Genomic DNA, 25,688 nt, shown 5'->3' with positions numbered 1-25,688 from the left:
TAAATCTGGCTTTTTTCTTTTTAGATTTATGAATTTTTTATAAGAATAAAACTTTATTTCACAAAAGCTCACATCTCTTCAATTTGGCAATTCACCATCCATTTCACCCCAAACTGATCGGTAAATGCTGCATATAGTGCACCCCAAAAGGTTTTTTCTAAGGGCATTTCAATTTGACCATTGACTGAGAGTGCCTCAAATAAGCGTTTGGCTTCATCTTGCTCATGTTTATCAAGATTTATTGAAATATAGTGATTGGTGCCTTTAATAAAAGGACTATTTGCTGCACAAAATTGTTCAGTAGTATCGGAAGCCATCAGAACGGTAAATTCATTGATTGGTAAAGAAACATGCAGAATTAAATTTTTTTCGGCATCTGATAAAGTGCTTCCTTCGCTGGGTGGCATATCACCATAACGGCTCAGTAAAGCAAACTCACCGCCAAAGATAGATTTATAAAAATTAAACGCAGCTTCGGCTTCACCTTGGAAATTGAGATAATGGTTGAGTTGCATTGTTCTATTTTCCATTTTTTGTTTTCGAGTGATTAATCTATCAGCCTTCATCAAAAAGAATAATGAAAAAATGTAAGCATAAAAAATCCTCCCACTGGGGAGGATTTTTTACTTAAAAATGAGTGAAGGTAAGGGATTGAAACTTATAGAAGTTCAATCGCAACAGCAGTTGCTTCACCACCGCCGATACACAATGCTGCAATGCCTTTTTTACCACCAGTACGTTTTAACGCATGAATGAGGGTAAGGATAATACGTGAACCTGTAGAACCGACTGGATGTCCAAGTGCACAAGCACCGCCATTAATGTTGACTTTCGCTGGATCAAGTTTGAAGTCATCCATTGGGCACATGGTGACCATAGCAAATGCTTCATTGATTTCCCAAAGGTCAACGTCTTGCGCATCCCAACCTGTTTTCTTCAAGACTTTCTCAATTGCACCTACAGGAGCGATCGTGAATTCAGAAGGGTGTTGAGAGTTTGAAGCATAAGCCAAAATTTTAGCCAATGGCTGTAAACCTTTTGCAGATGCATTGTCAGCTGAGGTTAAAACTAAAGCTGATGCACCATCAGAAATTGAGCTGGCATTCGCAGCGGTAATCGTGCCGTCTTTTGCAAATGCTGGACGTAAAGTCGGAATTTTATCGATGTTGGCATTAAACGGTTGTTCATCTTTATCAACAATAACATCGCCTTTACGCGTTGAAACTGTCACTGGGACGATTTCGTCTGCAAAATAGCCTTCTTGAACAGCTTTTTGTGCACGTTGTAAAGAACGAATAGCAAACTCATCCATTTGTTCACGTGTATAGCCACGGGTATTCGCCATATCTTGGGCAAATGAACCCATTAAACGACCCGTTTCAGCATCTTCTAATCCGTCTAGGAACATGTGATCTTTAACTTCACCATGGCCCATACGGTAACCAGCACGCGCTTTGGTTAATACATAAGGTGCATTGGTCATCGACTCCATACCCCCTGCAACCACGATTTCAGCAGAACCCGCTTTAATCATATCCGCAGCCTGCATCACAGCTTTCATGCCAGAACCACAGAGTTTGTTGATTGTGACGGCACCTGTTGAGTCGGGTAGACCCGCTTGACGCATGGCTTGACGTGCAGGGCCTTGTTTAAGACCAGCAGGCAAAACACAGCCCATAATGACTTCTTCTACATCGCTAGGTTGTAAACCAGCGCGAGCAATGGCTTCTTTAATTGTTGTTGCGCCAAGTTCTGGTGCCGTCAAGCTAGATAAACTTCCTTGAAAACCGCCCATGGCAGTACGTGCACCATTTACAATCACGATATCAGTCATTGATCTCTCTCCGAATGTCTATAATCAATTTTTATCAATCCACAGCAGTATATTGAAAACTGTAATTTAAAAGTTGTTTTTGCAGTTGACTCATCGGTTTTCAACAACGCGACAGATCTTCACTGCGTGAACTTCCCATTTTGTTGAGAATGATTTTTAAATTTTTTGATGTGGATGAGCAATAATAAAAGCTGCCATTGGAGCCTATAGGGAGACCATGTTCAGCCATGAAACTCAGGCTCGAAAAGTGAAGAGTACCTCGCCAATTCAAGGTGCCGTAATATAAATTGGTTTGTTCTTTTGCAATTAGGGATTCATTGTAATCTACTTGCCTATTCTTATTTAAATCGAGAAATACAATAAAGCCATGTCCCCACATTGAATCTTTGCAAGAAAGCATGTCGATGGATGGACAGATTACGACGTTTGTGTGATGAATCACAGCATGTTGTTTAGCTAGTTGAATGTTATTGCTAATCAGTCTGAAAACAAGCTGACGTTCTTGATTTGATTTTAATTGATGGTAATAAGGCAAAGCTAACGTAATTAGTATTGACAAAACCAATACGGTGATGGCAAGTTCTACTAATGTAAAAGCCATATATTTGTTGAGGTGCATAAATAACAACCTAAGTATCTGTATTATTTAATTTAATAATGAATATTAATGTCTTGTTTTTTATTCATTTTATAATGAAAAAAGTGTTTCTCTACCAATAAGAAAATGCTATAGTGAAACGCAAGTGACAATAAGCTATTCTTAAAAATAAAGAGACCATAAATTTACTGAACTACAACTGAAATTGTAAGTAATTTTGTCAATAATTTACTTGATTAAAATTATCAAACACTTGGACAAACGAACTCAGTGTTTGTATTATTCAAGGTGAGTAGCTTAAAAATAAAACTGGGGTATTTAAAAAAGCCTATCTCAGGATAGCAAAAATTTTAGGCTTAGCTTGAACAACAATTGTTTATCTCTGGAGGATAAATCCATGAAAATGAGTCGTATTGCTTTAGCGATGCTCGTTGCTGCACCTTTGGCTGCTGCTAACGCAGGTGTAACCATTACTCCTTTAATGCTTGGTTATACAATGTTTGGCACTGATCACAACAACAATAACTTAACTGGTAGCGAAGAGCTACAAGACGATTTATTTGTTGGTGCTGCTTTAGGTATCGAGCTTACTCCTTGGTTAGGTTTTGAAGCTGAATATAATCAAGTGAAAGGTGATGTTGATCCTAACGCTGGTGAATATAAGCAAAAGCAAATCAATGGTAACTTTTATGCTACATCGGATTTGTTTACTAAAAACTATGACAGCAAAATCAAACCATACGTATTATTAGGTGCTGGTCACTATGAATACGATTTTGATAATGCAGCTTTAGGTTACCGTGATGGTGAAGAAGGTACTTTGGGTAATGCTGGTCTTGGTGCTTTCTGGCGCTTAAACGATGCTTTATCTCTACGTACTGAAGCGCGTGCAACTTATAATATCGATGAAGACTTCTGGAACTACACAGCTTTAGCTGGTCTTAACGTTGTTCTTGGTGGCCACTTGAAACCTGCTGCGCCAGTAGTAGAAGTTGAGCCAGTTGCTCCAGTTGAGCCAGTTCCTGAGCAATTGACTGAAGATCTTAACATGGAACTTCGTGTGTTCTTTGATACGAACAAATCAAACATCAAAGATCAATACAAACCAGAAATTGCTAAAGTTGCTGAGAAGTTAGTTGAATATCCAAACGCTACTGCTCGCATCGAAGGTCACACAGATAACACTGGTCCACGTGCACTAAACGAACGTTTATCTTTAGCTCGTGCTAACTCTGTTAAATCTGCTCTTGTAAATGAATACAACGTAGATGCATCTCGTTTGTCTACTCAAGGTTTCGCTTGGGATCAACCGATTGCTGACAACAAAACTAAAGAAGGTCGTGCTATGAACCGTCGTGTATTCGCGACAATCACTGGTAGCCGTACTGTTACAGTACAACCTGGTCAAGCTCAATAATTCATTATTGATTTTGATGTGAAAAAGCAGCCTTAAGGCTGCTTTTTCTTTGGTCTATGAATTATAAAAATGATAAGGAGTTTGTCTAAAATTAAAAAACGAGCCTATTGGCCCGTTCTATAAAATGAAAAGTATAACTCTATTTATTGACCATCGAAGGTAATGTGTGAGCTGGCATTCATTAAGCGATCTGCACCTTCTTCCGATAGTTTGATTTGTAAACGTAGATCGTTTGGCGAATCGGCATGTTTCAGTGCATCTTTATAGGTGATTTGTTTGGCTTTATAGAGATCATAGAGTGCTTGGTCAAAGGTCTGCATGCCGAGTTCACGTGAACGTTTCATGAGGTCTTTAATTTCATGAATATCGCCCTTGCGAATCAAGTCAGAGATTAAAGGTGAGTTGATGAGAATCTCAATAGCAGCACGACGTGAATTACCATCAACTGTTGGGATGAGCTGCTGCGCCACCATCGCTTTAAGGTTTAATGACAAGTCCATAAACAATTGACCATGACGATCCGCTTCAAAGAAGTGAATAATACGATCAATGGCTTGGTTGGCGTTGTTTGCATGTAGTGTAGCAAAAACTAAATGTCCCGTTTCTGCAAAGGCGATGGCATAGTCCATGGTTTCACGTGAACGAATCTCACCAATCAGGATGACATCGGGTGCTTGACGTAAGGTATTTTTCAATGCAATTTCAAAAGAATCCGTATCGATACCCACTTCACGCTGGGTAATAATACAGCCTGCATGTTCGTGAATAAATTCAATCGGGTCTTCAATGGTAATAATATGCCCTTTAGAGTTTTGGTTACGATAACCAATAATTGAAGCCAAAGAAGTCGATTTACCAGTACCCGTCGCACCAACAAAGATAATGATGCCGCGTTTGGTCATGGCTAAATCTTTCAACACAGGAGGAAGTTTAAGCTCATCCATGGTTGGAATTTTGGTTTCAATACGACGGAGAACCATACCGGGTTGATCACGTTGTTGAAAAGCACTGACACGAAAACGTGCTGTTTTTTCGCGATTCATTATCGCAAAGTTACATTCACGAGTCTCGGTAAATTCTTTACGTTGCTTATCGCTCATGATGGAATTGATTAGTTGACCGACAATCTCGCCAGTCAACTTGGTCTTTGCAACAGGTACAATTTGACCATTAATTTTCATTGAAGGTTCAACTTCAGCCGTGACAAAAAGATCCGAGGCTTTTTGTTGAATCATTAAATTGAGTAAGTCGTTAAAGTCCATAACCTTATCCTAATTCCGTTTCAGTATTCTTATAAGAATGATTCTGGTTGTTTAGCAACAGTACGTGCTGTTTGAGGACTGATGACGCCTTTAGATACCAGTGTTTTCAGGCTTTGATCTAAGGTAGTCATACCATAGTTGGCACCAGTTTGAATGGCAGAGTACATTTGTGCCACTTTGTTTTCACGAATCAAGTTACGAATCGCAGGAATACCAATCATGATTTCATGGGCTGCGACACGACCACCGCCATTTTTCTTTAAGAGTGTTTGTGAAATAACCGCCTGTAATGATTCCGAGAGCATGGCACGAACCATGTCCTTTTCTTCGGCAGGGAATACGTCAATGACACGGTCAATGGTTTTCGCTGCGGAGGTGGTATGTAGTGTACCAAAAACCAAGTGACCCGTTTCAGCAGCAGTTAAAGCAAGACGAATGGTTTCAAGGTCACGCATTTCACCGACCAGAATAATGTCAGGGTCTTCACGCAATGCTGAGCGGAGAGCTTCGTTAAAGCCATGCGTATCACGATGCACTTCACGCTGGTTAATTAGACATTTTTTGGATTGGTGTACAAATTCGATTGGATCTTCGACTGTTAAAATATGGTCATAACGTCGATCATTAATGTAGTCCAGCATTGCGGCTAGGGTTGTTGATTTACCAGAACCAGTTGGACCTGTGACCAAGACGATACCACGAGGGTAATCACAGATTTCTTTGAAAATATTGCCCAGACCAAGGTCATCCATGGTCAAAACTTTAGATGGAATGGTACGGAATACAGCACCTGCACCACGGTTCTGGTTAAATGCGTTCACACGGAAACGGGCAACCCCAGGAACTTCAAAAGAAAAGTCGGTTTCCAGTTGTTCTTCATAATCGCGACGCTGTTTGTCATTCATAATGTCGTACACCAGTTTGTGTACTTCTTTATGTTCTAATGCAGGTAGGTTGATACGTCTTACTTCACCGTCTACGCGAATCATTGGAGGCATACCCGCAGATAAGTGTAAGTCGGAAGCCCCGTTTTTTGCCGAAAAAGCCAATAATTCTGTAATATCCATGAATTCCCCGAGATCATATAAATCTTAATTATTTTGATAGAATAATAAGGCTTTCCTGCTGCTTAACCAACAGTTAGAGTTGCTGGAACGTAAAAAAAGATGAATGAAATGAGAAGATCGTCAATGAATAGTTTGAAAGAGTCACGAAATCAGGTTTTAGAGCAAATAGAGGCTGCTTGTTCAGGTGCTGGACGTGAGGCTGAAACGGTGCAATTACTTGCGGTTTCAAAAACTCATCCAAGTGAAGCATTGCGTGAGATGTATGCAACAGGGCAGCGTGCATTTGGAGAAAATTATCTGCAAGAGGCACTGGAAAAGATTGAAGCATTGTCGGATTTAGACATAGAGTGGCATTTTATTGGGCATGTTCAACGGAATAAAACCAAGCTCTTGGCGGAAAAATTTGCTTGGGTGCATGGCGTGGATCGTTTGATTATTGCAGAACGATTATCGGGTCAGCGATTAGCGACACAGCCGCCTTTAAATATTTGTCTACAAGTGAATATTGATGGACAAGATACCAAAGACGGATGTCAGCCAGAAGAAGTTGCGCAGTTGGTTAGTCAAATCAGTCAGCTTCCTCATTTGAGATTGCGTGGCATTATGGTGATTCCAGCACCAAACAATACCGCAGCCTTGATGGAGGCAAGAAAGTTGTTTGATCAAGTCAAAGCACAGCATGCACATCCTCAAGATTGGGATGCTTTAAGTATGGGGATGTCGGCTGATCTGAATGCTGCGATTGCAGCAGGTTCGACCATGGTGCGGATTGGCACAGCATTATTTGGTGCGCGTGACTATTCAAAATAAAATCGTGAGGGGCGTTTGTAGGTTTTGGCTGACAGGATTTGCGCCTTTTAACGTCTAGGTAATCCCTTTGATTCTTTCTATACTGAACTCATCAGGAACAGGATGTTTCCTTAGAATAACAATAATAGTGGTGAATGGATGCAATACGGTACGACAGGAGTTATGCCGCAGCAAGATCTAAAAAAGCCCCAACAGGATGTTGGGGCTTTTTAGTTTGAGCCTCATTTTGATTAGCAAAGCTTGGATTTATGCTAAAAAACAGGGAACTCCAATCATCTTTATAATAGAGTCTTTTCATCATTTTAAAATAGGCATGAATCGGGCAATAAAAAAACAGCCCGTAGGCTGTTTAATCGCTTGAACTGTTAATCTTCACGATCAATGTTCATTGGGGTTACATCCATTTCTTTGTAAGAAATTAACTTGGTTTTATATTTCCATTTATAACCGAGCCAAATTACCAAGAATAAGAAAATACCGATATAGGTTGATAAAACTGATAACCACTCACCCGCAAGTACCGCTTGGTAATTCTGACCTAGGACTACAATTGAACAGAGGATAAAGGCAAACCATGGTGCAAAAGGGAAGAATTTGGCTGTGTAAGCCAAGTTTTCCAATTTATGTCCTTGAGCGATATACCCTTTACGGAAGCGATAGTGTGAAACAGCTATTCCCAGCCAAACGATAAAACCACACATCCCTGACATGTTGAGTAACCAGTTGAAAACTTGTTCTTCACCAATAAAGGTGGTCAGGAAGCACAGCGCAGCAATTGCTGTAGTGGCATATAAGGCATTCATTGGAACACCGCGTGGATCCAGTTTGCCAAACCAAGCAGGTGCACTGCCATGACGCGCCATGTTAAACAGCATACGGGTTGAGGTATACATGCCTGAGTTACCCGCAGAAAGAATCGCAGTCAAAATTACCGCATTCATTAAGCCTGCTGCGAAAGCAAAACCAGCTTTTTCATAGAGCAAGGTGAATGGTGAAAGGGTAATGTTTTCACTCGATGCTGCTTGTAATAAACGTGGATCATCATAGGCAATCAGCGTACCGATGATGAAAATACACACGATATAAAATAACAAGATACGCCAGAAGATCTGTTTGATCGCGACAGGGATGGTCTTTTTCGGATCTTTGGATTCACCAGCGGCAACACCAACCATTTCAGTGCCTTGGAAGGAGAATCCTGCAATCATGGCAACCCCAATCATGGCTTGTAAGCCCCCAACAAAAGGTGCTTCACCTTTGGTCCAGTTGCCAAAGGTCACCATATTTGGTGTTAGCATGATTTTTACAATCATGGCAAGACCAATGATGATGAAGGCGATAATCGCAATCACTTTAACCAAGGAGAATAAGAATTCACTTTCACCAAAACCTTTTACGGTCATGGCGTTAATGGCAAAGATAATTGCAAGGAAGATTGCACTCCAGTAAAACCCTGGGATGTCAGGGAACCAGAATTTCATGATGAACTGTACCGCAACCAATTCAAATGCAACGGTAATTGCCCAGTTGTACCAGTAGTTCCAGCCCAGTGCAAAACCAAAGCCACCTTCAACATACTTACTGCCGTAGGTGAAGAAAGCACCAGACGTAGGGTTATGCGTAGCTAGTTCACCTAAACTGGTCATCAAGAAGTAAATCATGACCCCAATTAAAGCATAGGCTAGCAAAGCCCCACCTGGACCTGCATTTGCAATAGTTGCTCCTGATGCAAGGAATAGACCTGTACCAATGGAACCACCAATCGCAATCATATTCAGATGGCGTGCCCCAAGCTTTCGCTTTAGATGGGTAGATTGATCAATCTCGCTCATGGTTTTCCTTATTCACATTATTTCGCACAGGCATAAAGCACCTTAAAGCCTTGTTGATCAGCTTTTACAGTACATTGACCAAAATGCTGTTCAATCAAAATTGGATAATTTAAAAAACGGTTCGCCACAATCCAAAGTTCACCGCCCGAGTTCAGATGTTGTTTGGCTTCATGACATAAGCCTTCACTGGCATCGTAATTGGTGTGAATACCTTGATGGAAAGGAGGGTTGCTCACAATCGCATCCAAGTTGAATGGGGCATCACTAAAACTGGTTACAGCCTGAATCTGGAGTTGTGAAGCAGGAATTGAATTACGTTCAAAACTCAGTTGTGTGGAGTGCAATGCAAAGGCATCGACATCCATCGCAATGATTGAATGTGCAGGATTGAGCTTGGCTAAATAGCAGCTAATCACCCCAGCCCCACAACCAAAGTCGGCGAGTGTACCCGATTTTACCTGTTTTAGGTAAGGCAAAAGTACGGCTGTGCCGACATCGAGTTTAGTTTGACTAAACACGCCAGGCAGGGCGCAGATTTTTATCTTCTGATCATCTAATTGAATTTCATAAGATTTAACCCAAGCTTCTAGGGGTTTCAGTTGTTCAGTTTTATTCAGTTGCAGTTGCCAGAATTGACAATGTCGTGCACTGTCCAGTTTTATGGCTTTACCAAAAGGCAGTAATTGTTTAGCAGCGCGCTCTACACCGCCTTTTTTCTCGCCCACCAGAAACACTTGCTGACCAATAGCTAGATGGCTGACGGCAACATGTAGGATGTAATTCAACAATTCCTTAGACTTAGGAACAAAAATAACCACCTGATCTACGGTTTTTGCTGGAAAATGGACACCAAAATGAGCGTCTAAGCCCATTTTAAGGAAGCCTTGATAATCGGCATAATTCCACGTCCAGATGGATGCTTCAATATTGCTGTCTAGTTCTTTTAATAGTTGATCGTGAGGCGCATGGATAAACAGCACGCGTCCTTTGAGTTGATCTTGTTGTCGAATAACGACTTCACTACGTGGATCCATAAAGGAATGCTCCATTGAAAAACACTGCCCAGACAAAGCTGGGCAGTGTTTAAATACGGATTAAATTTTATTTCTTCGTTTCAGGAAGCACAATATTTAAAACCAGTGCGGCAATACCACCCGTCGCGACACCTGAACTAAAGATGTTACGGAAAAGTTCTGGAAGATGTTCCAAAATTTGTGGCACTTGCGCAACACCTAGACCCAGTGCCAATGAGATGGCAATAATCAGTAGCGCACGACGATCCAAATGAACGCCTGCAAGAATGTTAATCCCCGAGGCAGCCACGGCACCGAACATGACCATTACTGCACCACCGAGTACGGCTTGCGGAACAGCTTGAATCACGCCTGCAACGGCTGGCAATAAGCCTAAAATCACCAATAGGGCCGCAATCCAAATCCCGACATAACGGCTGGCAACACCAGTCAATTGAATCACACCATTGTTTTGTGCAAAGACAGAGCTTGGGAAGGTGTTGAAAATACCCGCAAGGAAAGAGTTTGCACCATTGACCAAGACACCGCCTTTAATGCGTTGCATCCAAGTTTCGCCATCGACTGGCTGGTTGGAAAGCTTCGAGGTTGCCGTGATATCACCAATCGCTTCTAAAGAAGTCACGAGGTATATAAAGGCCATTGGAATAAACAGACTCCAAGAGAAGCTGAGTCCAAAGTGCATCGGTGTCGGAACTTGGATTAAAGGAGCATCTTTAAGACCAGAAAAATCCAGATGACCCATAAAGCCAGCAAGGGCATATCCCACCACCAATGCAATCAGGATCGCTGAACTTTTCACCCAAGTAATGCGGATACGGTTCAACAAGATAATCAAGCCGAGCACTGTACACGACATAATTAAGTTGTCGCTATTGGCAAACGTATTGTTCGACATGGCTTGATAGCCACCACCCATGCTGATTAAACCTTCCTTAATTAAAGTCAGACCAATCAACAGCACCACAATACCTGTGACCAATGGGGTAATCAGCATTTTGATCCAAGGTAAAATACGTGACACCCCCATCTCAATGAATGAACCCGCAATCACCACACCAAAAATCGCGGCCATGACGGATTCTACAGGTGTCCCCGCAGCCACCATGGCTGAACCAATCCCAATGATTGGGCCAATAAAGTTAAAGCTGGTGCCTTGAACAATTAATAAGCCCGCGCCAAAGGGTCCAACTTTTTTACATTGTAAAAAGGTCGCGATGCCCGAAATCACCAAAGACATGGATAAAATCATGTTGGTGTCTTGTTTTGAAACACCTAAAGCTAAACAGATCAGTAAGCCAGGTGTAACAATTGGGACAATAATCGCAAGTAAATGTTGGAAGGCTGCAAGGAAGGCAATAAAAGGTTGTGGGCGGTCATTTAAACCGTACACCAAATCGAGCTGATCTGGTTGATTGGGAGAGAGATTTTGATCAGACATATGTCAAAAGGCGTTAGCAAGATGGCGCTATTCTAATCGAGATACACAGCTTTACAAAACAAAATGCCGATCAGTCGTTAAAAAAAATGAGCTTGTCAATAAACTGTCACTACTAAAATCTATAATTTTTCTGTATAATTTGCCCTCAAGTTTTAGGCTTATCGAATTCTATGTCAGATATCAAAAATCTCCGCAATATTGCAATTATTGCCCACGTCGACCACGGTAAAACCACACTTGTCGATAAATTACTTCAACAATCAGGTGCTCTTGGTGATCGCGCAGGTGAGATTGAGCGTGTCATGGATTCGGGCGCTATTGAAAGTGAACGTGGTATTACCATTCTTGCAAAAAACACTGCAATCAAATGGTTAGATGCACGTACGAATACTGAGTATCGTATTAACATCGTCGACACCCCGGGACACGCCGACTTCGGTGGTGAAGTTGAACGTGTAATGTCGATGGTTGACTGCGTACTTCTTCTTGTTGACTCTCAAGAAGGTCCAATGCCGCAAACTCGTTTCGTAACGCAAAAAGCGTTCGCGCGTGGTTTGAAGCCAATCGTAATTATCAATAAAGTCGACAAGCCAAGCGCGCGTCCAGACTGGGTAATCGACCAAGTATTTGATTTGTTTGACAACCTTGGCGGTACTGACGAACAGCTAGACTTCCCAGTTGTTTATGCATCTGGTCTACGTGGTGTTGCTGGTCCTTCTCCAGAGGAATTGGCTGAAGACATGACGCCATTGTTCCAAACCATCGTTGATATTGTTGAACCACCAGCAGTTGATGTTGATGGTCCATTCCAAATGCAGATTTCTTCACTTGACTATAACAGCTTCGTAGGTGTTATCGGTGTTGGTCGTATTCAACGCGGTTCTGTAAAACTTAATACACCTGTAACTGTGATTGATAAAGACGGTAAGACGCGTAACGGCCGTATCTTAAAAATCATGGGTTACCACGGTTTAGAGCGTATTGATGTTGATTCTGCTCAAGCAGGCGATATCGTATGTATCACAGGTATTGATGAACTTCATATTTCTGACACGATTTGTGATCCGAAAAATGTTGAAGCTTTACCACCATTGTCTGTAGACGAACCTACAGTGACCATGACTTTCCAAGTAAACAACTCACCGTTTGCTGGTAAAGAAGGTAAATTCGTAACTTCACGTAACATTCGTGAACGTTTAGACCGCGAATTAATTCATAACGTAGCATTACGTGTAGAAGACACTGACAGTCCAGACCGTTTCAAAGTTTCTGGCCGTGGTGAACTTCACCTTTCAGTTTTAATTGAAAACATGCGCCGTGAAGGTTTCGAAATGGGCGTATCACGTCCACAAGTAATCTTGAAAGAAGTTGATGGCGAAAAGCAAGAACCATACGAAAACGTAACATTTGACGTTGAAGAACAGCACCAAGGCGCTGTAATGGAACAAATGGGTAACCGTAAAGGCGAAATGACCAATATGGAAGTTGACGGCAAAGGTCGTATCCGTATTGAAGCAACTGTTCCTTCACGTGGCTTAATTGGTTTCCGTTCTGAATTCTTGACCATGACTTCTGGTACAGGGATCATGACTTCAAGCTTCTCTCACTACGGTCCAATGAAACAAGGTACTGTTGCGAAGCGTCAAAACGGTGTATTGATTTCTATGGTTCAAGGTACTTGCTTGGGCTATGCATTGTTCAGCTTACAAGACCGTGGTCGTCTATTCGCTAAACCACAGTTAGAAGTTTACGAAGGTATGATCGTAGGTATTAACTCACGTTCAGACGATATGGTGGTTAACCCAACTAAAGCAAAACAGTTAACTAACGTACGTGCTTCTGGTACGGATGATGCGTTGACTCTTGTTCCTGCGGTTGAATACACGCTAGAACAAGCGCTTGAGTTCATTGAAGATGATGAATTAGTTGAAGTAACACCTAAGTCAATCCGTATCCGTAAGCGCTGGTTGACTGAAAACGAACGTAAGCGTAACAAATAAGTTATTCTTATTTTCGGATGATAAAAAACCGCTGATTTCGATCAGCGGTTTTTTTGTATAAGTTATTCAACAAAGCGTTGTAGACAATTTACAAAACCAAGTAAATTAGATGGAAATAGTTAGATTTCAATAATGTATACTTCGTCACATAAATGAAAGTCAAAAAAGAACTGGAGATTTAAATGAGCATTATTCAAGAATTCCGCGAATTTGCGGTAAAAGGCAACATGATTGATTTGGCTGTCGGTGTCATCATTGGTGGGGCATTTGGTAAGATTGTTGATTCATTGGTGAAAGACATCATCATGCCTTTAATCACGGTCATTACAGGTGGCGGTGTAGATTTCACGCAAAAATTCTTGGTTTTGGGGGATAATCCGAATAACCTACAATCCTTAGATGAACTGACCAAAGCCGGTGTGAATGTTCTGACTTATGGTAACTTCCTCACTATTTTAATTAACTTCATCATCTTGGCATGGGTAGTATTTTTAATGGTGAAAATGATCAATCGTATGCGTCGTAAGCAAGAAGAAGCTGCGCCAGAACCAGCACCAACTCCTGAAGATATTCAATTGTTACGTGAAATCCGTGATGAATTAAGACATAAATCTTAATGAATTGATCTTCCGAAACGGCAATTTAAGTTGCCGTTTTTTTTCGCCCTGAATTGGGGGGGGGCGCTGGTTTTTATGCTGTATCCCCATTAAGATTTGTTCAGATTATTAAATTGAAGATGAATTTCTGATGAATCAATTGTTTGTCTATGGAACCTTACGTCCCAATCATGAAAATGCGCATCTTTTGGAACGTATTGGTGGCACTTGGCAGAAAGCATATGTCAATGGTGTAGTGCATATTTTGGACTGGGGACCAGACAAAGGGCTGTTTGCTATTGTGCTGGATCAGCATGCACCGAAAGTCGAGGGCTATCTCTTTATTTCAGACAAATTGTCAGATCATTGGGATGCTTTGGATGAGTTTGAAGGTATGCAATATGAGCGCGTCTGCGTACCAGTAGAGTTGGAATCAGGTGAACCAAGCACAGCTTGGGTTTATCAGATGAAGGTCGATTGAACCCGAATCACGCAGGGAAGTACCTAAAATGTGGAGTAGGTACTTCTCATTCCATAACGTTTTTTAGAAAGCCATGCGGAATTTTATTTCAACCAGATGAAAGCCAAATTGGCTTTTGATCGGGCCATGCAGCACATTTTCTGCGCCAGTAAAGACCAGCTTATCAATCACAGGCACCAATTGTCCTTTTTTGACCTCACCCAGTTCACCGCCACGTTTGCCTGAGTTACAGGTTGAATATTGCTTGGCAATTTTGGCAAAATCGGCACCATCAAGTATCTTCTTTTTTAATTGGTCGGCTAAATCTTTATCTTTGACCAGAATATGTCGAACAATGGCTGTTTTCATTTGATCTTACCTCGCTTGATCGATGCAGTTGTAGAGACTTTTTTCAAGGGTTGGCATTGGGGACAAAAGACACTGGCACGTTGTCCCAGTTTCAAATTTTCCAGTGTTGTTTCACAGTTCACACACATTTCACCAGCACGTCCATAGGCAAGTAAGGTTTGCTGGAAATAACCGTTTTCTCCCATGGCATTCGTGTAGTCACGTAAGGTTGAACCACCAAGATCAATCGCTTGTTTTAAAATGCGTTTGATTTCCAACACCAGTTTCTCAACCTGATGGGGCGTTAAACTGGATGCTGGTTGCGCTGGATGTATGCCTAGATTAAACAAACTTTCTGTTGCGTAGATATTCCCCACACCAACCACAACATGATTATCCATTACTGCAACTTTTATGCCGAACTGCTTATTTTTCAGTTTTTGCATTAAATATTCAGCATTAAAAGCATCGCTTAAAGGTTCGGGTCCTAGAGGAGCTAGAAGTTTGGATTCAGTCTCCGCATCCCACCACAGAATACAGCCGAAGCGGCGCGGGTCGTGGTAACGTAATTGCATGTCATCAAACTGAATGATCAAATGATCATGTTTGCGTTTGTCCTCATGGGCTTCACATAGGCGAAAACTGCCTGACATACCTAAATGCCAAAGCATGCGATCACGTTCAAACTCCGCCAAAATATACTTGGAGCGACGGGTGAGTTTTAGCAGTTTTTGTCCCTGAAGGCGTTGCAGATCTTCTGGAATGGGCCAGCGTAAGCGTGATTCATGCACCGTTACGGATTTTACCTGTTGCCCAATCAAAGGCAGTAAACTGGTTTTGGTGGTTTCAACTTCGGGTAATTCAGGCATAGGTTTTTAATGACAGCTCGGAAACAACATGGCTAATATCGGGCTGAATGCGCGGGAATGCAAGTTTTTTCCAAATTCGCTCAATTTCTTTTGAGCATGAAACTCAAACAATAGATGAAAAGAGTATTTGCAGCCTCGGAAGAATCTGTATAACGTGATAAGTCACGAAAATTAGAATGAAGAGGCCTTGCATGTCACGCTTATTTCAGCCCATTCAGTATGGATCACTTCAAGTGCAAAATCGCATCGTTATTGCGCCGATGTGTCAATATTCAGCCAATGATCAGGGTGAATTAAGCTATTGGCATGAACAACAATGGGCTAACTATGCGCTCTCGGGGGCAGGTTTGTGCATTGTTGAAGCCACGGCTGTGCAGCCAGAAGGGCGAATTAGCTTTGCAGATTTAGGGCTTTGGAATGATCAGCAACGTGATCAGATGCGTGCGTTATTAGAAAAAGTCCGCTCCATTTCGCCCATGCCTTTTGCGATTCAATTGGCGCACGCAGGTCGTAAAGCTTCAACCGATAAACCTTGGTTAGGCAGAGGTCAAATTCCACCTGAAGATCAGCATGGCTGGCAAACGGTTTCTGCCAGTGATATTGCCTTTAATCCCAAGGATTTGCCTCCGCATGCACTGACCATTGCGGAACTGAAACAGGTGCAGCAGGACTTTGCTCAGGCCGCTGTTCGTGCAGCCGATGCAGGCTTTGCCTTGATTGAGCTACATGCAGCACATGGTTATTTACTGCATCAGTTTATGTCCCCACTCGCGAATCAGCGTCAGGATGAATATGGCGGTGACTTTGAAAACCGAATTCGTATGACTTTGGAAACCTTTCAGGCCATGCAAGCCGCAGTTCCAGAGGGTTATCCAATTGGTGTACGTCTTTCGGCGCAAGACTGGTTTGATGGTGGTTGGACAGTTGAGGAATCAGTGGAATTGTCTAAACGTCTGCAACAACTGGGCGCTGCTTATATTCATGTGTCGAGTGGTGGCTTACATGTTGAACAAGCAATCCAGATTGGTGCTAATTACCAGGTGCCTTTTGCACAAGCGGTGAAGCAGGCGCTTGATATTCCAGTGATTGCTGTGGGATTGATTACCGAAGCACAACAGGCAGAGCAAGTGTTGCAACAACAACAAGCCGATGCGATTGGTCTGGCACGTGCAATGCTGTATGACCCACGCTGGCCTTGGCATGCAGCAGCCGAATTGGGTGAAATCATGGAAATTGCTCCTCAATATTTACGCTGCCAACCGCATGGGGTAAAGCAACTGTTTCAGCCTTTTTCGGCTTAAACCAGAAGAACACCTCAATTGGACTTAAAAATTAAGTTGGGAAACGTGCAGTAATGGCTACATTTGCAAGACAACCTAGGGAGCGATTTTGAAACGTCAGCGGCATGGAGCACCAGCATGGTCTTAAGTACAATTTTGCCCATCATCTTATTGGTGATGTTGGGTTTTGCTTGTGTCAAAGGCGGATTAATTTTAGCTGAGCAGATTAAAGCCCTAAGTGCCTTCGTGATTAAAATTGCATTACCTGCCTTTTTATTACATGCCTTGGCAAGCCGTAACCTGCATGAAATTTGGCATCCGAGTTATTTCATTGCCTATGGTGGTGGTTCCTTGCTGCTGTTCGTAGCGGCCTTTGTTTTGTATCGGCAATATTTTCAACATCGCTTAACTGCTTCGGCGGTCATGGCGATGGGGGCATCGATGTCGAATACGGGCTTCATTGGCACCGCAATTTTGACCATGTTGATTGGTCAACATGCGGCTATCTATATTTCACTGACCTTAATTATTGAAAATTTGTTGATTGTGGCATTGGTGTTGATGATAGCCGAGGCAGGCTTGCAACAGGGCAGTTTGAAACAGGTGGTTGTTTCTACCCTAAAGAATCTGCTGAAAAACCCAGTGATTCTGGCGATTATTCTGGGGATGGGTTGTGTGCTACTGGGGTTGAAACTACCAAATGTAATGGATCAGATTTTAGCAATGCTGGGGAAAACCGCATCGCCACTGGCTTTATTTGTAATTGGTGGCAGTTTGGTCGGCATCGGTCTTAAAGCGGTTGATATTCAAAGTCTGATTTTGGTGTCGTTTAAAATTGTGTTGATGCCGTTAATCATCTTTGGGCTGTTTTCAGTGTTGCCGAATGTCAGTCAAGAAATGTTGTATGCAGGCACTTTACTGGCAGCTTTACCGATGCCGATTGCCTTTGGAATTTTTGGTCAAACTTATGGACTGAATGAAAAAGCTTTGACGCCACTCATGCTGAGTACTGTTTTGGGTTTTGGGGTTATTAGTGGGCTGATTGCTTTATGGTGGGGATAGGTTCATTGATATTTAGATAAAAAGAATGCCCATCATTTTAGATGGGCATTCTTTTGCTGTTGATCAGCTATTTAAATCAATTAGCTCTTTTTCGCAGCTTTGGTTGCTGTAGTTGCAGGAGCTTTGGCTTGTTCAGCCATCATTTTTTCAACCACGGCTAATGATTCTTGCGCTTGTGGTACATTTTCTTTCGCGAGTGCAGAGAAGATTTTTTTCGCTTCAGGCAGGTTCTGCGGCACGATATTGCCATTGGTAAACATGTTGCCCACCGCCATTAAGGCAGGGATATAGCCTTTTTGTGCCAAGCTTTGAATGCTGGCTAAACCTTGCTTGATGGGCGCTTCATCTTTATTTTTGAAACCCGTACTGATGTCATATAAGGCTTTGGCATGAATGGCTTGGAAATTCCCTTTTTTGATTAAAGGATCCAGTTTTTGTAGTGCCAATTTATCCGATGCGGGATTGTTTTCTGAAAACAGTAACACGGCAAGATCGACCGTCGCATCACTGAAGCCTTTGGCAGAGGCTTTCTCAAAATATTGTTTCGCTTTGGCAGTGTCCTGTTTTACACCCAGTGAACCTGCAAGATAGTTTTTACCCAAGACATAGTCTGCGACTGGATAGCCTTTGCTGGCAGATTGTTCATACAGTTGAATGGCTTTCTTTTCATCTTTGGGTGCCCCTTGTCCTGTCTGGGTTAAATAACCCAAATTATACAAGGCTTGAGCATTGCCCGCCTTACCCAGTTTTTCCAGTGCTTGATAGGCACCTGTCATGTTATTGGCTTTCACCATGGCTTCGACTTCGGCAAAGGCAGGATCAGCGGTTGGCGCTTTATTTTCTGCAAAAGCAAACTGTGTCGAAATGGCAATCAGGCTGGCAAGAATTATTTTTTTCATCGTTAAAAACCTTATGGGGTGTCCACACAATTCCGTCTGTGCGTAGGGTAGAGAAACATTTACATCATAAGTTGAATTGTTTGAATGTAAATATCACAAAGTGGTTTTGCCAGAAATAATTCTTTGTATTTGTGTATTCGGATGAAACAGCGGTTTGATGGTTTACCACGTCACTGCGGACTTGAAGTAGAACTCCATATAGAAGATATGGAGTGTGTATTCGTGGGATTTGTAAAACTGAGAATAGAGAATTTGGAACCTTAGAGCTTACGCCAAGTCACATCTTCAGCACTGAGATCGACAGTAAAACTAAATTTGGCATCATCACTTACCAAGAGTGAATTGGGTGTTTTAAGTAAAACTTTGAGTACAGTCCCTTCTTCAAAGACTTTTGGTGCAAAATTTTCTTTCTCGAGGGTAATCGGTTTGATCAGTTCGATGACAAAAGATTCCATATTATTCTCCTTATGCATGGGGTTAAATTTATGGCAACAGTGTAGCATTGTTGATTTGAAATATTTATCGCTCTTCATCTGAAGTGTGAAATAAGTCAAGTAATCGCTGATCACAGGGGAGAGTAAAAGCGATTTTCTAAATGACTTAAATTGGGTCTCAGTAAAGCTTAATTTTTCAAAAAAAGTGCAATAAACCAGAAATATAAGGTTGGATGATGAAAAGGAATAGAACAATTATGTAAAGTAAGCTGAAGTGTGAGAAGAAAACCGAACCGCAAGTGGAAAACTGACTAGGTTTGGAAAAATTACGAGATAGATCAACTAAAATAATATATAAATGAGAATTATTTACATAAGTGAGTGATTCAAAAAGAAAAAAGTACAAATTTATGCAAAACTTCGTACCAGAAATTACAGAATTAGGATTAGTATTCCAAGGATATTCATTCCAATAACTCAAGGATTTTCGGGTTCGATGTTTAAATCATTTTTTCCAAATCCCAAATGGTTTTTTATTTCCGTACTGATCTGGTCGGTGATCAATGTAGCCCTGTGGTATACAGGTGGAAATACATGGGGAAGTGCCATTGGATGGCCACAGGGATATGCAAGTGCTGAACTGCCAATTGGAGTGAGCCGTTTCTGGTCAGCATCCTTCTTATGGTTCTACCTTTGGTTCTTTATTTCAACGGCCTTGTTTGCTGCATTTTGGAGATTTTTTTCAGATAACAAGTGGCAGCGTTGGTCAATTTGGGGTTCCGCATTCATTTTATTTAACATCTGGTTTGGCGTACAGGTCAGCGTAGCGATTAATGCGTGGTATGGACCCTTCTGGGATTTAATCCAGAATATGTTGGGTAAAGGCGGGGATATTAAAGATCTGTATACGGGAACTTTAACCTTCCTTTATATCGCCATGGTTGCTGTGACTTTTGCGGTGGTAAATGCCTTTTTTACCAGCCATTATGTATTCCGCTGGCGCACGGCCATGAATGAATACTACACCGAGCGTTGGGAACAGTTACGTCGTATTGAAGGTGCATCACAGCGTGTGCAGGAAGATACCATGCGCTTCGCAACCATTATGGAAGATTTGGGTGTCGAACTGATTAAAGCCATTATGGTGTTAGTGGCGTTCTTGCCCATTCTATTTGATCTGTCTAAACATGTGCCTGTGTTACCTATTGTCGGTGAAATCCAACATTCACTGGTTTGGGCTTCGATTATTTGGGCAATTTTTGGAACCGTGTTGTTGATGGTGGTCGGCAGTAAATTGCCAGGTTTGGAATTTAACAATCAAAAAGTCGAAGCTGCATACCGTAAAGAGCTGGTCTATGGGGAAGATCATGCAGATCGAGCACAACCTGCGACCCTTACCGAATTGTTTAGCCGAGTACGCAAAAACTATTTCCGTCTTTATTTTCATTATGCCTATTTTAACTTGGTTGCTACGTGGTACCGCCAACTGGATATCCTGTATAGCTTGGTGGTGCTGTTCCCATCGATTGCCGCGGGAAAAATGACCTTAGGTCTGGTCAACCAGATTGGGAACGTGTTTGATAAAGTCCGTGAATCATTTCAATATTTGATCATGTCGTGGAAAACCATTATTGAACTGTTGTCGATTTACAAGCGTTTAAAAGCCTTTGAATCTATTCTGGATGAATAAAGGACGGATTCTTCTAAATTTAAAACCTGCGACATGCAGGTTTTTTTTATGTAAGCTAGAGCGCTGAACTGGCAAAAATAGGGAATAGCATTAAACTGAAGCATCACGATGACAATAAATAACAGCGTATTCCTTATGAAATCTATTTTTGCTTTACTTTCAATAGGCTGTATCTCTGCAATCAGTACAACGCTATGGGCACAGGAAATGAAAGGCATGTCCTTTGCGCATGAAGACTGGGAACTTTACTGTAGTAATACGGGGACTTGCCGTGCAGCAGGTTATCAAAATGATGAAGATGGTGAGTTAGAACCCGCATCTCTTCTTTTGACGCGTCAGGCCGGAGCGAAACAACCTGTTCGGGCAGAATTTGCTCTCGCTAGTTTTGAGCAGGACAGCTTAGCGCAACAAGCCGCTAAAAATATTCATTTTTATCTGAATGGTCGTGATTTAGGACTGGTCAAGGTCGACAGTCATGAATTCCCTGTGACGGGGAAGTTATCCGCTTCACAAGTGAATGCCTTGCTTCAACTGGCAGTGCATAGTGCCAAAATAGAATTTAAGACTCAGAACTTGTCTTGGCAAATTTCTGATGTAGGAATGACTGCAGTTTTGCTCAAAATGGATGATGTTCAGAAGCGGGTCAATACCGTTGGCGCTTTAATTCAAAAAGGGCAGAACAGTGAAGCCCAAGTCCATGCAGCGACGCCGAAGTTACAAGTCAAACAGGTGAAAACAGCCAATTTACCTTATCTCACATTAGAACCTCAGCATCGCCAATATCAAGCATTGTATAAGACCCTGATTTCGGCACAACCCAAAGGAGAAGAAGTTCCAGAAGGATTTTGCGAGGGCGTTTATTCGGGAGACGGGGCAGAGCCACAACCGATTCAACTGTATAAATTAAGTGGACAAAAAGTTTTAGCCTCAACGCTGTGCTGGCGCGCTGCCTATAATGAAGGTTATGGCATGTGGGTACTAGATGCTTCACTGAAAGGTCCTGCAACTTTTGTCACGGAAACGGCTTCTGACTTTTCCGAAGGGCGGATTGTGAGTGGACAAAAAGGACGTGGTATTGGAGATTGCTGGGCTATTGCCGAATGGGTGTGGAATGGTCAGCAATTTGTGCAAACCATGGATCGTTGGACAGGCATGTGTCGAGGCTTGGCCGCAGGTGGAGTTTGGAATTTAGACAAAATTGAGGCTGACGTGAAGTAATGTTACGACTATTCATGCTTGAGCGTTAAGAATGGGGCGTTGTTCCTCATTCTTTATTTGTGTTAATTGAAACAAGCAAAACTCTAAAAAGAAAAAATGTTTGGCATTTAATTGGGTAAGTTTGATCAAGCTTTCAATAAAAATATAAAAATGAATAATAAAATCAATAAGCTATGGTTTGTTATTTTATGTAATATGCGATATTTTTAAACAATAAAATAATTATTGAGAACGACGACGTGAATTTAAAAAAATTCATTTTTATCGGGGCGCTGGGATTTGCTTTGCAAGGCTGTAATCATTTGGGTGGTTTTAGTTCAGATTCCAATAATAATTATGCCTCTGCACAAGCGTTAATTGACCAAAAAAACTTGAACGCTGCGAATGGCGGTGCGAAAGAATATGTCTATGATTGGGGGCAACAACAAAACTCAAGCGAAACCCAAGCCTTATATCCACGCAAGTATTTAGGCAACTATTGTCACGCCAAAGGCGGAAAATTTGCCTTGCTGTACAAAAGTAATCTGCAACTGGTGAAAGATCAGGTGCAGAAAAAGCGCCTGAATGCCAACAGCCAAGTCAAGCAAGGGGTCGGAGCATATCAGTGTGTAATGGCGGATGAACGCTGGATTGTTTCGATTGAGCCGACAGCAGAAGGTAAATTGGATTCAAATGCAAAGGCACGTACGGTGAGTTTACAGACCCGTGTTTTAAGTGCAGATGAAGCCAAGCAATTCTATAAAAATGGTGGATTTGCAGCTTCGGAGAAAAAGTCGACAAAGACTGCAACTTCAACCAAGTCGAACAAAGCAGAAAGCAGTAAAGACACAGATAAAAAAGAAGCCGAGAAGAAGAAAGACAATAAGCCCGCAGCAGAAGTAGCACAAACTGCTTCGGCCCCTGTGGTTGAAACACCTCAGCAGCAGCAATTAAAAGCCTATGTGGCAGCTCGCCGTGATCTGAATAAAGGCACCAACAAATTAAACGCTTGTAACAATGCCCAACGTGCCTATAACTTCGGCAAATTGGCAGGCACCAATGCCAATGTCTATACAGATTCAGGCATGCTCGTTGCACGCTGTTTGACCAGTGTGCCTGCTTACAGTAGCCGTTTTTCCAATCCTAAGGGTCAAGCCAATAAAATTTTGCAGAACCTTGCCAGCAACTATAACCATGCGGGAGCAAAACGCATGTTAAAACAGGGGCAATAAACAATGGCTTGATGGGAGAGAGGATGCAACTGGTGTGGTCACGGTATGAGAACCAATCAATAGGAACATGGGATGTGTAACAGTTCGGATAATGGTGTTTACTTTGAAGCCCCTTTATTGGATCGGGAGGTGAGAGAATATGAGGTTGATATTCAGCTCACTCCTTATTTTTATAATGATGCAGGTCGACCAAGCTATCTCACCACTTTGCCAGATAAGGTCAAACCCTTAAGCTTGGCACCTGAAAGTCAGAAAAATAAAGGCAAAGAGTACCGCGTTCCACGCTCTTTAGGCAGCAAAGACACAGCACCTTATGGTCTAGAAACACAACTGGAATTTGAAGGTACCCAGTTTGAGTTTGAGGCTTTATGGGCAACCCGAGAAAATGCGGCCGCTTTTGGCTTTACTTTGGTCGAAGCGGGTCAAGCCATTCAAATTCAAAGTCCAGTCACCACACTGTCGCAGATTGAATATGACTACGGCATGTGGGCAAGTTACTGGTGTCCTTATCTGGATGCAGGCAAAGCTGCGGGCAGTGGCAAAACTTTATTTCCTTCTATCTGCACCGATCTGGAACATCATGATTTTCCCCATATCTTTGCTTCAACGGATGAAAGCTTGCCTTTGGTGATTAGCGTGGCGCGTTATTGGCCGAAGCGTAAGAAAATCTATTTGGCGGATTTGTGGATTCCTGTGGGTTCAGCCCTGTATTTACCGCCTCAACCTGCGCATTCAGAGCGGGAATATATTAATTTGCACAATAATCGCAATTCAGCACATGCGTGCTGGGGACAGGCACAACAAACCGTCTTAAAGACACATACTTTATTGCTCAATCAGGGTGGCTATTTTTATTGGTACTGGAACAAATCTCCGACTATCCACCATCAATTGCCTTTGATGAAATAAATCAAGACTGGCTTGCGTTCCAAATGCTTTGTCTGGAACGCAAGCAGGAAGGCTTCAACACAAATTTTTAAATCTGAATGCTAGCTCCGAGTGCTTTAACATACTGTGCCATCCAAGCAGGATGCGCAGGCCAAGCAGGAGCAGTCACCAAATGACCATCGGTAACCGCTTCAGTCACAGCAATTTCGGCATAGTGACCTCCCGCCAGTTTTACTTCGGCTGCACAAGCAGGGTAGGCAGAACAGGTGCGACCATTCAGTACATTCGCTGCAGCCAGAATTTGTGCACCGTGACATACAGCGGCAATTGGTTTTTTCGCAGCATCAAACTCTTGCACAATTTCAATCACGCGCGCATTCATACGTAAATATTCTGGTGCACGTCCCCCTGGAATGACCAGACCGATATAGTCTGCGGTGTTCACGGCATTAAAATCATAGTTAATGGCAAAGTTATGCCCGCGCTTTTCGCTATAGGTTTGTTCGCCTTCAAAATCGTGAATGGCTGTGGCAATGCTGTCCCCCGATTTTTTATCAGGACAAACCGCGTGCACGCTATAGCCCAGTCCCGTCAGAAACTGAAACGGCACCATAGTTTCGTAATCTTCGGCATAGTCACCGACCAGCATGAGAATTTGTTTAGACATGATTTTTCTCTCTGTGTTGTTATGTGTGGAATCATTCAGCTTCACCATAGCATAGCCAGATGACTGATTTAAGCGGTGCTTTGTTGTCTTTAGTCTTAGTTAATTACAAGTCTGAAATGTATAAAAATTAAATATATTCAATGTTATAGGTGTTGTTAATTGTTTTGAGAATAATCTGTATTAAAATGCGGGGCTACCGTATAGCAAGAACAAAAGAGAATAATGATGACTGTGAAGCATTGGGTTTCAAAAAGTTTGTTGTGGGTCGCAATCGGCTTTTCTTCAATGGCTATGGCTGAGGAAATGAGCACGTATCGCGGTATGGGTACGGCTAAACAAGATTTTCCGACTTTTAAAGCGTTAAAGGCAGGCGGTTTTATTGCCAAAAAGCCTGAAATTTCCCGTTATGACTACAACGATGTATTTAGTATCAAAAAGCCACTCAAATTTATGGGGCAAAGTGTGGTCGCTGTGTCAGATGAATATATGTCTGAATATGTGGGTTGTTGTGTCAGTGAAGGTTGGGGTGCTGTATTGAGCAAAACTGCAGATTTGGCTGCATTACAACAATTTGCTAAAAAGCATCAGTGTTCTTTACAAGCCAGAGATAAAGAAACCACTGACTATTATGACTACAGCTTAAAAAGTCGCCCGCAAGCGGAATATTATGAACTCTCTTGTCGGGAACGAGATTTAGCACAAGATTAAATCGTATCTGTAAGGAAGTAGATGTCCTCTGTGAGTTGAATTAACATAGTGTCTAGTACTTAAAAT

The 25,688-nt window shown here is 42.1% G+C and carries 25 protein-coding genes; 12 read left to right on the top strand and 13 right to left on the bottom strand.

All coding sequences use genetic code 11. The annotated features are described in order from the left end of the window. Window positions 1-68: 68 nt before the first annotated feature. From GWK51_RS04030 to GWK51_RS04020, 3 genes are all read right to left on the bottom strand, one after another. Window positions 69-515, bottom strand: coding sequence for a VOC family protein (locus GWK51_RS04030; protein WP_161932734.1), 447 nt, complete (start codon window positions 513-515; stop codon window positions 69-71). 143 nt (window positions 516-658) lie between these two features. Continuing rightward, window positions 659-1,834, bottom strand: a complete 1,176-nt coding sequence (locus tag GWK51_RS04025; RefSeq protein WP_161932733.1) for a thiolase family protein — start codon at window positions 1,832-1,834, stop codon at window positions 659-661. Between the two features lie 100 nt (window positions 1,835-1,934). Next, window positions 1,935-2,453: a GspH/FimT family pseudopilin gene (locus tag GWK51_RS04020; protein ID WP_161932732.1), complete on the bottom strand. Its 519-nt coding sequence runs from the start codon at window positions 2,451-2,453 to the stop codon at window positions 1,935-1,937. 376 nt (window positions 2,454-2,829) lie between these two features. Between GWK51_RS04020 and omp38 the strand changes: the two genes are divergently transcribed. Further along, the gene (omp38, locus tag GWK51_RS04015) at window positions 2,830-3,849 is read left to right on the top strand and encodes an outer membrane protein Omp38 (protein WP_161932731.1); all 1,020 of its coding nucleotides are present in this window, start codon (window positions 2,830-2,832) and stop codon (window positions 3,847-3,849) included. A 143-nt stretch (window positions 3,850-3,992) separates the two neighbouring features. Here omp38 and GWK51_RS04010 read toward each other — a convergent pair whose 3' ends face one another. Beyond that, window positions 3,993-5,111: a PilT/PilU family type 4a pilus ATPase gene (locus GWK51_RS04010; RefSeq protein ID WP_100242153.1), complete on the bottom strand. Its 1,119-nt coding sequence runs from the start codon at window positions 5,109-5,111 to the stop codon at window positions 3,993-3,995. A gap of 29 nt (window positions 5,112-5,140) precedes the next feature. Then, entirely contained in the window at window positions 5,141-6,178 is a 1,038-nt protein-coding gene (locus GWK51_RS04005) for a type IV pilus twitching motility protein PilT (RefSeq protein ID WP_100242154.1), read from the bottom strand. A gap of 123 nt (window positions 6,179-6,301) precedes the next feature. Here GWK51_RS04005 and GWK51_RS04000 point away from each other — a divergent pair, with 123 nt between their 5' ends. Beyond that, window positions 6,302-6,988 (top strand): YggS family pyridoxal phosphate-dependent enzyme, encoded by a 687-nt coding sequence (locus GWK51_RS04000; RefSeq protein ID WP_161932730.1) that lies wholly within the window; start codon window positions 6,302-6,304, stop codon window positions 6,986-6,988. 365 nt (window positions 6,989-7,353) lie between these two features. Here the strand turns inward: GWK51_RS04000 and GWK51_RS03995 are convergent, their stop codons facing one another. The 3 genes from GWK51_RS03995 to GWK51_RS03985 all read right to left on the bottom strand — a co-directional run bounded on the left by GWK51_RS03995 (window position 7,354) and on the right by GWK51_RS03985 (window position 11,292). After that, window positions 7,354-8,820, bottom strand: a complete 1,467-nt coding sequence (locus tag GWK51_RS03995) for an amino acid permease (RefSeq protein ID WP_161932729.1) — start codon at window positions 8,818-8,820, stop codon at window positions 7,354-7,356. Between the two features lie 17 nt (window positions 8,821-8,837). Continuing rightward, complete coding sequence (locus tag GWK51_RS03990) at window positions 8,838-9,854, bottom strand: methyltransferase (RefSeq protein WP_161932728.1); 1,017 nt, start codon at window positions 9,852-9,854, stop codon at window positions 8,838-8,840. A gap of 67 nt (window positions 9,855-9,921) precedes the next feature. Continuing rightward, window positions 9,922-11,292, bottom strand: coding sequence for a uracil-xanthine permease family protein (locus GWK51_RS03985; protein ID WP_161932727.1), 1,371 nt, complete (start codon window positions 11,290-11,292; stop codon window positions 9,922-9,924). Between the two features lie 170 nt (window positions 11,293-11,462). On the opposite strand from GWK51_RS03985, the gene typA reads away from it, so the two are divergent. The 3 genes from typA (at window position 11,463) to GWK51_RS03970 (ending at window position 14,369) form a co-directional block, all read left to right on the top strand. Continuing rightward, window positions 11,463-13,292 carry a translational GTPase TypA gene (typA, locus tag GWK51_RS03980; protein WP_100242160.1) on the top strand — a complete coding sequence of 610 codons (1,830 nt, stop codon included), beginning with the start codon at window positions 11,463-11,465 and terminating at the stop codon, window positions 13,290-13,292. A gap of 182 nt (window positions 13,293-13,474) precedes the next feature. Beyond that, complete coding sequence (gene mscL, locus GWK51_RS03975; RefSeq protein ID WP_100242161.1) at window positions 13,475-13,909, top strand: large conductance mechanosensitive channel protein MscL; 435 nt, start codon at window positions 13,475-13,477, stop codon at window positions 13,907-13,909. A gap of 130 nt (window positions 13,910-14,039) precedes the next feature. Next, window positions 14,040-14,369 (top strand): gamma-glutamylcyclotransferase family protein, encoded by a 330-nt coding sequence (locus GWK51_RS03970; RefSeq protein ID WP_100242162.1) that lies wholly within the window; start codon window positions 14,040-14,042, stop codon window positions 14,367-14,369. Window positions 14,370-14,432: 63 nt separating this feature from the next. Here the strand turns inward: GWK51_RS03970 and GWK51_RS03965 are convergent, their stop codons facing one another. Together GWK51_RS03965 and mutM are read right to left on the bottom strand one after the other, a co-directional pair. Beyond that, complete coding sequence (locus tag GWK51_RS03965) at window positions 14,433-14,717, bottom strand: peptidylprolyl isomerase (protein ID WP_100242163.1); 285 nt, start codon at window positions 14,715-14,717, stop codon at window positions 14,433-14,435. Next, complete coding sequence (gene mutM / locus GWK51_RS03960) at window positions 14,714-15,565, bottom strand: bifunctional DNA-formamidopyrimidine glycosylase/DNA-(apurinic or apyrimidinic site) lyase (RefSeq protein ID WP_161932726.1); 852 nt, start codon at window positions 15,563-15,565, stop codon at window positions 14,714-14,716. Before mutM ends, GWK51_RS03965 begins: the two co-directional genes overlap by 4 nt. Before the next feature lie 191 nt (window positions 15,566-15,756). On the opposite strand from mutM, the gene GWK51_RS03955 reads away from it, so the two are divergent. Continuing rightward, entirely contained in the window at window positions 15,757-16,866 is a 1,110-nt protein-coding gene (locus GWK51_RS03955) for an NADH:flavin oxidoreductase/NADH oxidase (RefSeq protein ID WP_161932725.1), read from the top strand. 117 nt (window positions 16,867-16,983) lie between these two features. Next, complete coding sequence (locus tag GWK51_RS03950; RefSeq protein WP_161932724.1) at window positions 16,984-17,907, top strand: AEC family transporter; 924 nt, start codon at window positions 16,984-16,986, stop codon at window positions 17,905-17,907. Between the two features lie 80 nt (window positions 17,908-17,987). Here the strand turns inward: GWK51_RS03950 and GWK51_RS03945 are convergent, their stop codons facing one another. Then, window positions 17,988-18,806, bottom strand: coding sequence for a tetratricopeptide repeat protein (locus tag GWK51_RS03945; RefSeq protein WP_100242167.1), 819 nt, complete (start codon window positions 18,804-18,806; stop codon window positions 17,988-17,990). 260 nt (window positions 18,807-19,066) lie between these two features. Further along, window positions 19,067-19,261: a hypothetical protein gene (locus GWK51_RS03940; protein WP_100242168.1), complete on the bottom strand. Its 195-nt coding sequence runs from the start codon at window positions 19,259-19,261 to the stop codon at window positions 19,067-19,069. Window positions 19,262-19,736: 475 nt separating this feature from the next. On the opposite strand from GWK51_RS03940, the gene sbmA reads away from it, so the two are divergent. The 4 genes from sbmA to GWK51_RS03920 all read left to right on the top strand — a co-directional run bounded on the left by sbmA (window position 19,737) and on the right by GWK51_RS03920 (window position 24,268). Further along, window positions 19,737-20,930 carry a peptide antibiotic transporter SbmA gene (gene sbmA / locus GWK51_RS03935; RefSeq protein WP_100242169.1) on the top strand — a complete coding sequence of 398 codons (1,194 nt, stop codon included), beginning with the start codon at window positions 19,737-19,739 and terminating at the stop codon, window positions 20,928-20,930. A 135-nt stretch (window positions 20,931-21,065) separates the two neighbouring features. After that, the gene (locus GWK51_RS03930) at window positions 21,066-22,148 is read left to right on the top strand and encodes a DUF1176 domain-containing protein (protein ID WP_161932723.1); all 1,083 of its coding nucleotides are present in this window, start codon (window positions 21,066-21,068) and stop codon (window positions 22,146-22,148) included. A 239-nt stretch (window positions 22,149-22,387) separates the two neighbouring features. Further along, window positions 22,388-23,359: a hypothetical protein gene (locus GWK51_RS03925; protein WP_171519128.1), complete on the top strand. Its 972-nt coding sequence runs from the start codon at window positions 22,388-22,390 to the stop codon at window positions 23,357-23,359. Between the two features lie 72 nt (window positions 23,360-23,431). Beyond that, entirely contained in the window at window positions 23,432-24,268 is an 837-nt protein-coding gene (locus GWK51_RS03920; RefSeq protein WP_161932722.1) for a hypothetical protein, read from the top strand. Between the two features lie 67 nt (window positions 24,269-24,335). Here GWK51_RS03920 and GWK51_RS03915 read toward each other — a convergent pair whose 3' ends face one another. After that, on the bottom strand, window positions 24,336-24,914 hold the full coding sequence (locus tag GWK51_RS03915) for a DJ-1/PfpI family protein (protein WP_161932721.1): 579 nt from the start codon (window positions 24,912-24,914) through the stop codon (window positions 24,336-24,338). A gap of 222 nt (window positions 24,915-25,136) precedes the next feature. On the opposite strand from GWK51_RS03915, the gene GWK51_RS03910 reads away from it, so the two are divergent. Next, window positions 25,137-25,622, top strand: a complete 486-nt coding sequence (locus GWK51_RS03910) for a hypothetical protein (RefSeq protein WP_235941046.1) — start codon at window positions 25,137-25,139, stop codon at window positions 25,620-25,622. The last annotated feature ends 66 nt before the right edge of the window (window positions 25,623-25,688 follow it).

The sequence above is a fragment of the Acinetobacter kanungonis genome (assembly GCF_009939195.1).
Classification (GTDB): Bacteria; Pseudomonadota; Gammaproteobacteria; order Pseudomonadales; family Moraxellaceae; genus Acinetobacter; species Acinetobacter kanungonis.
Note: the sequence above shows the minus strand (reverse complement) of the source record. Positions and strands in the feature narration are given on the sequence as shown.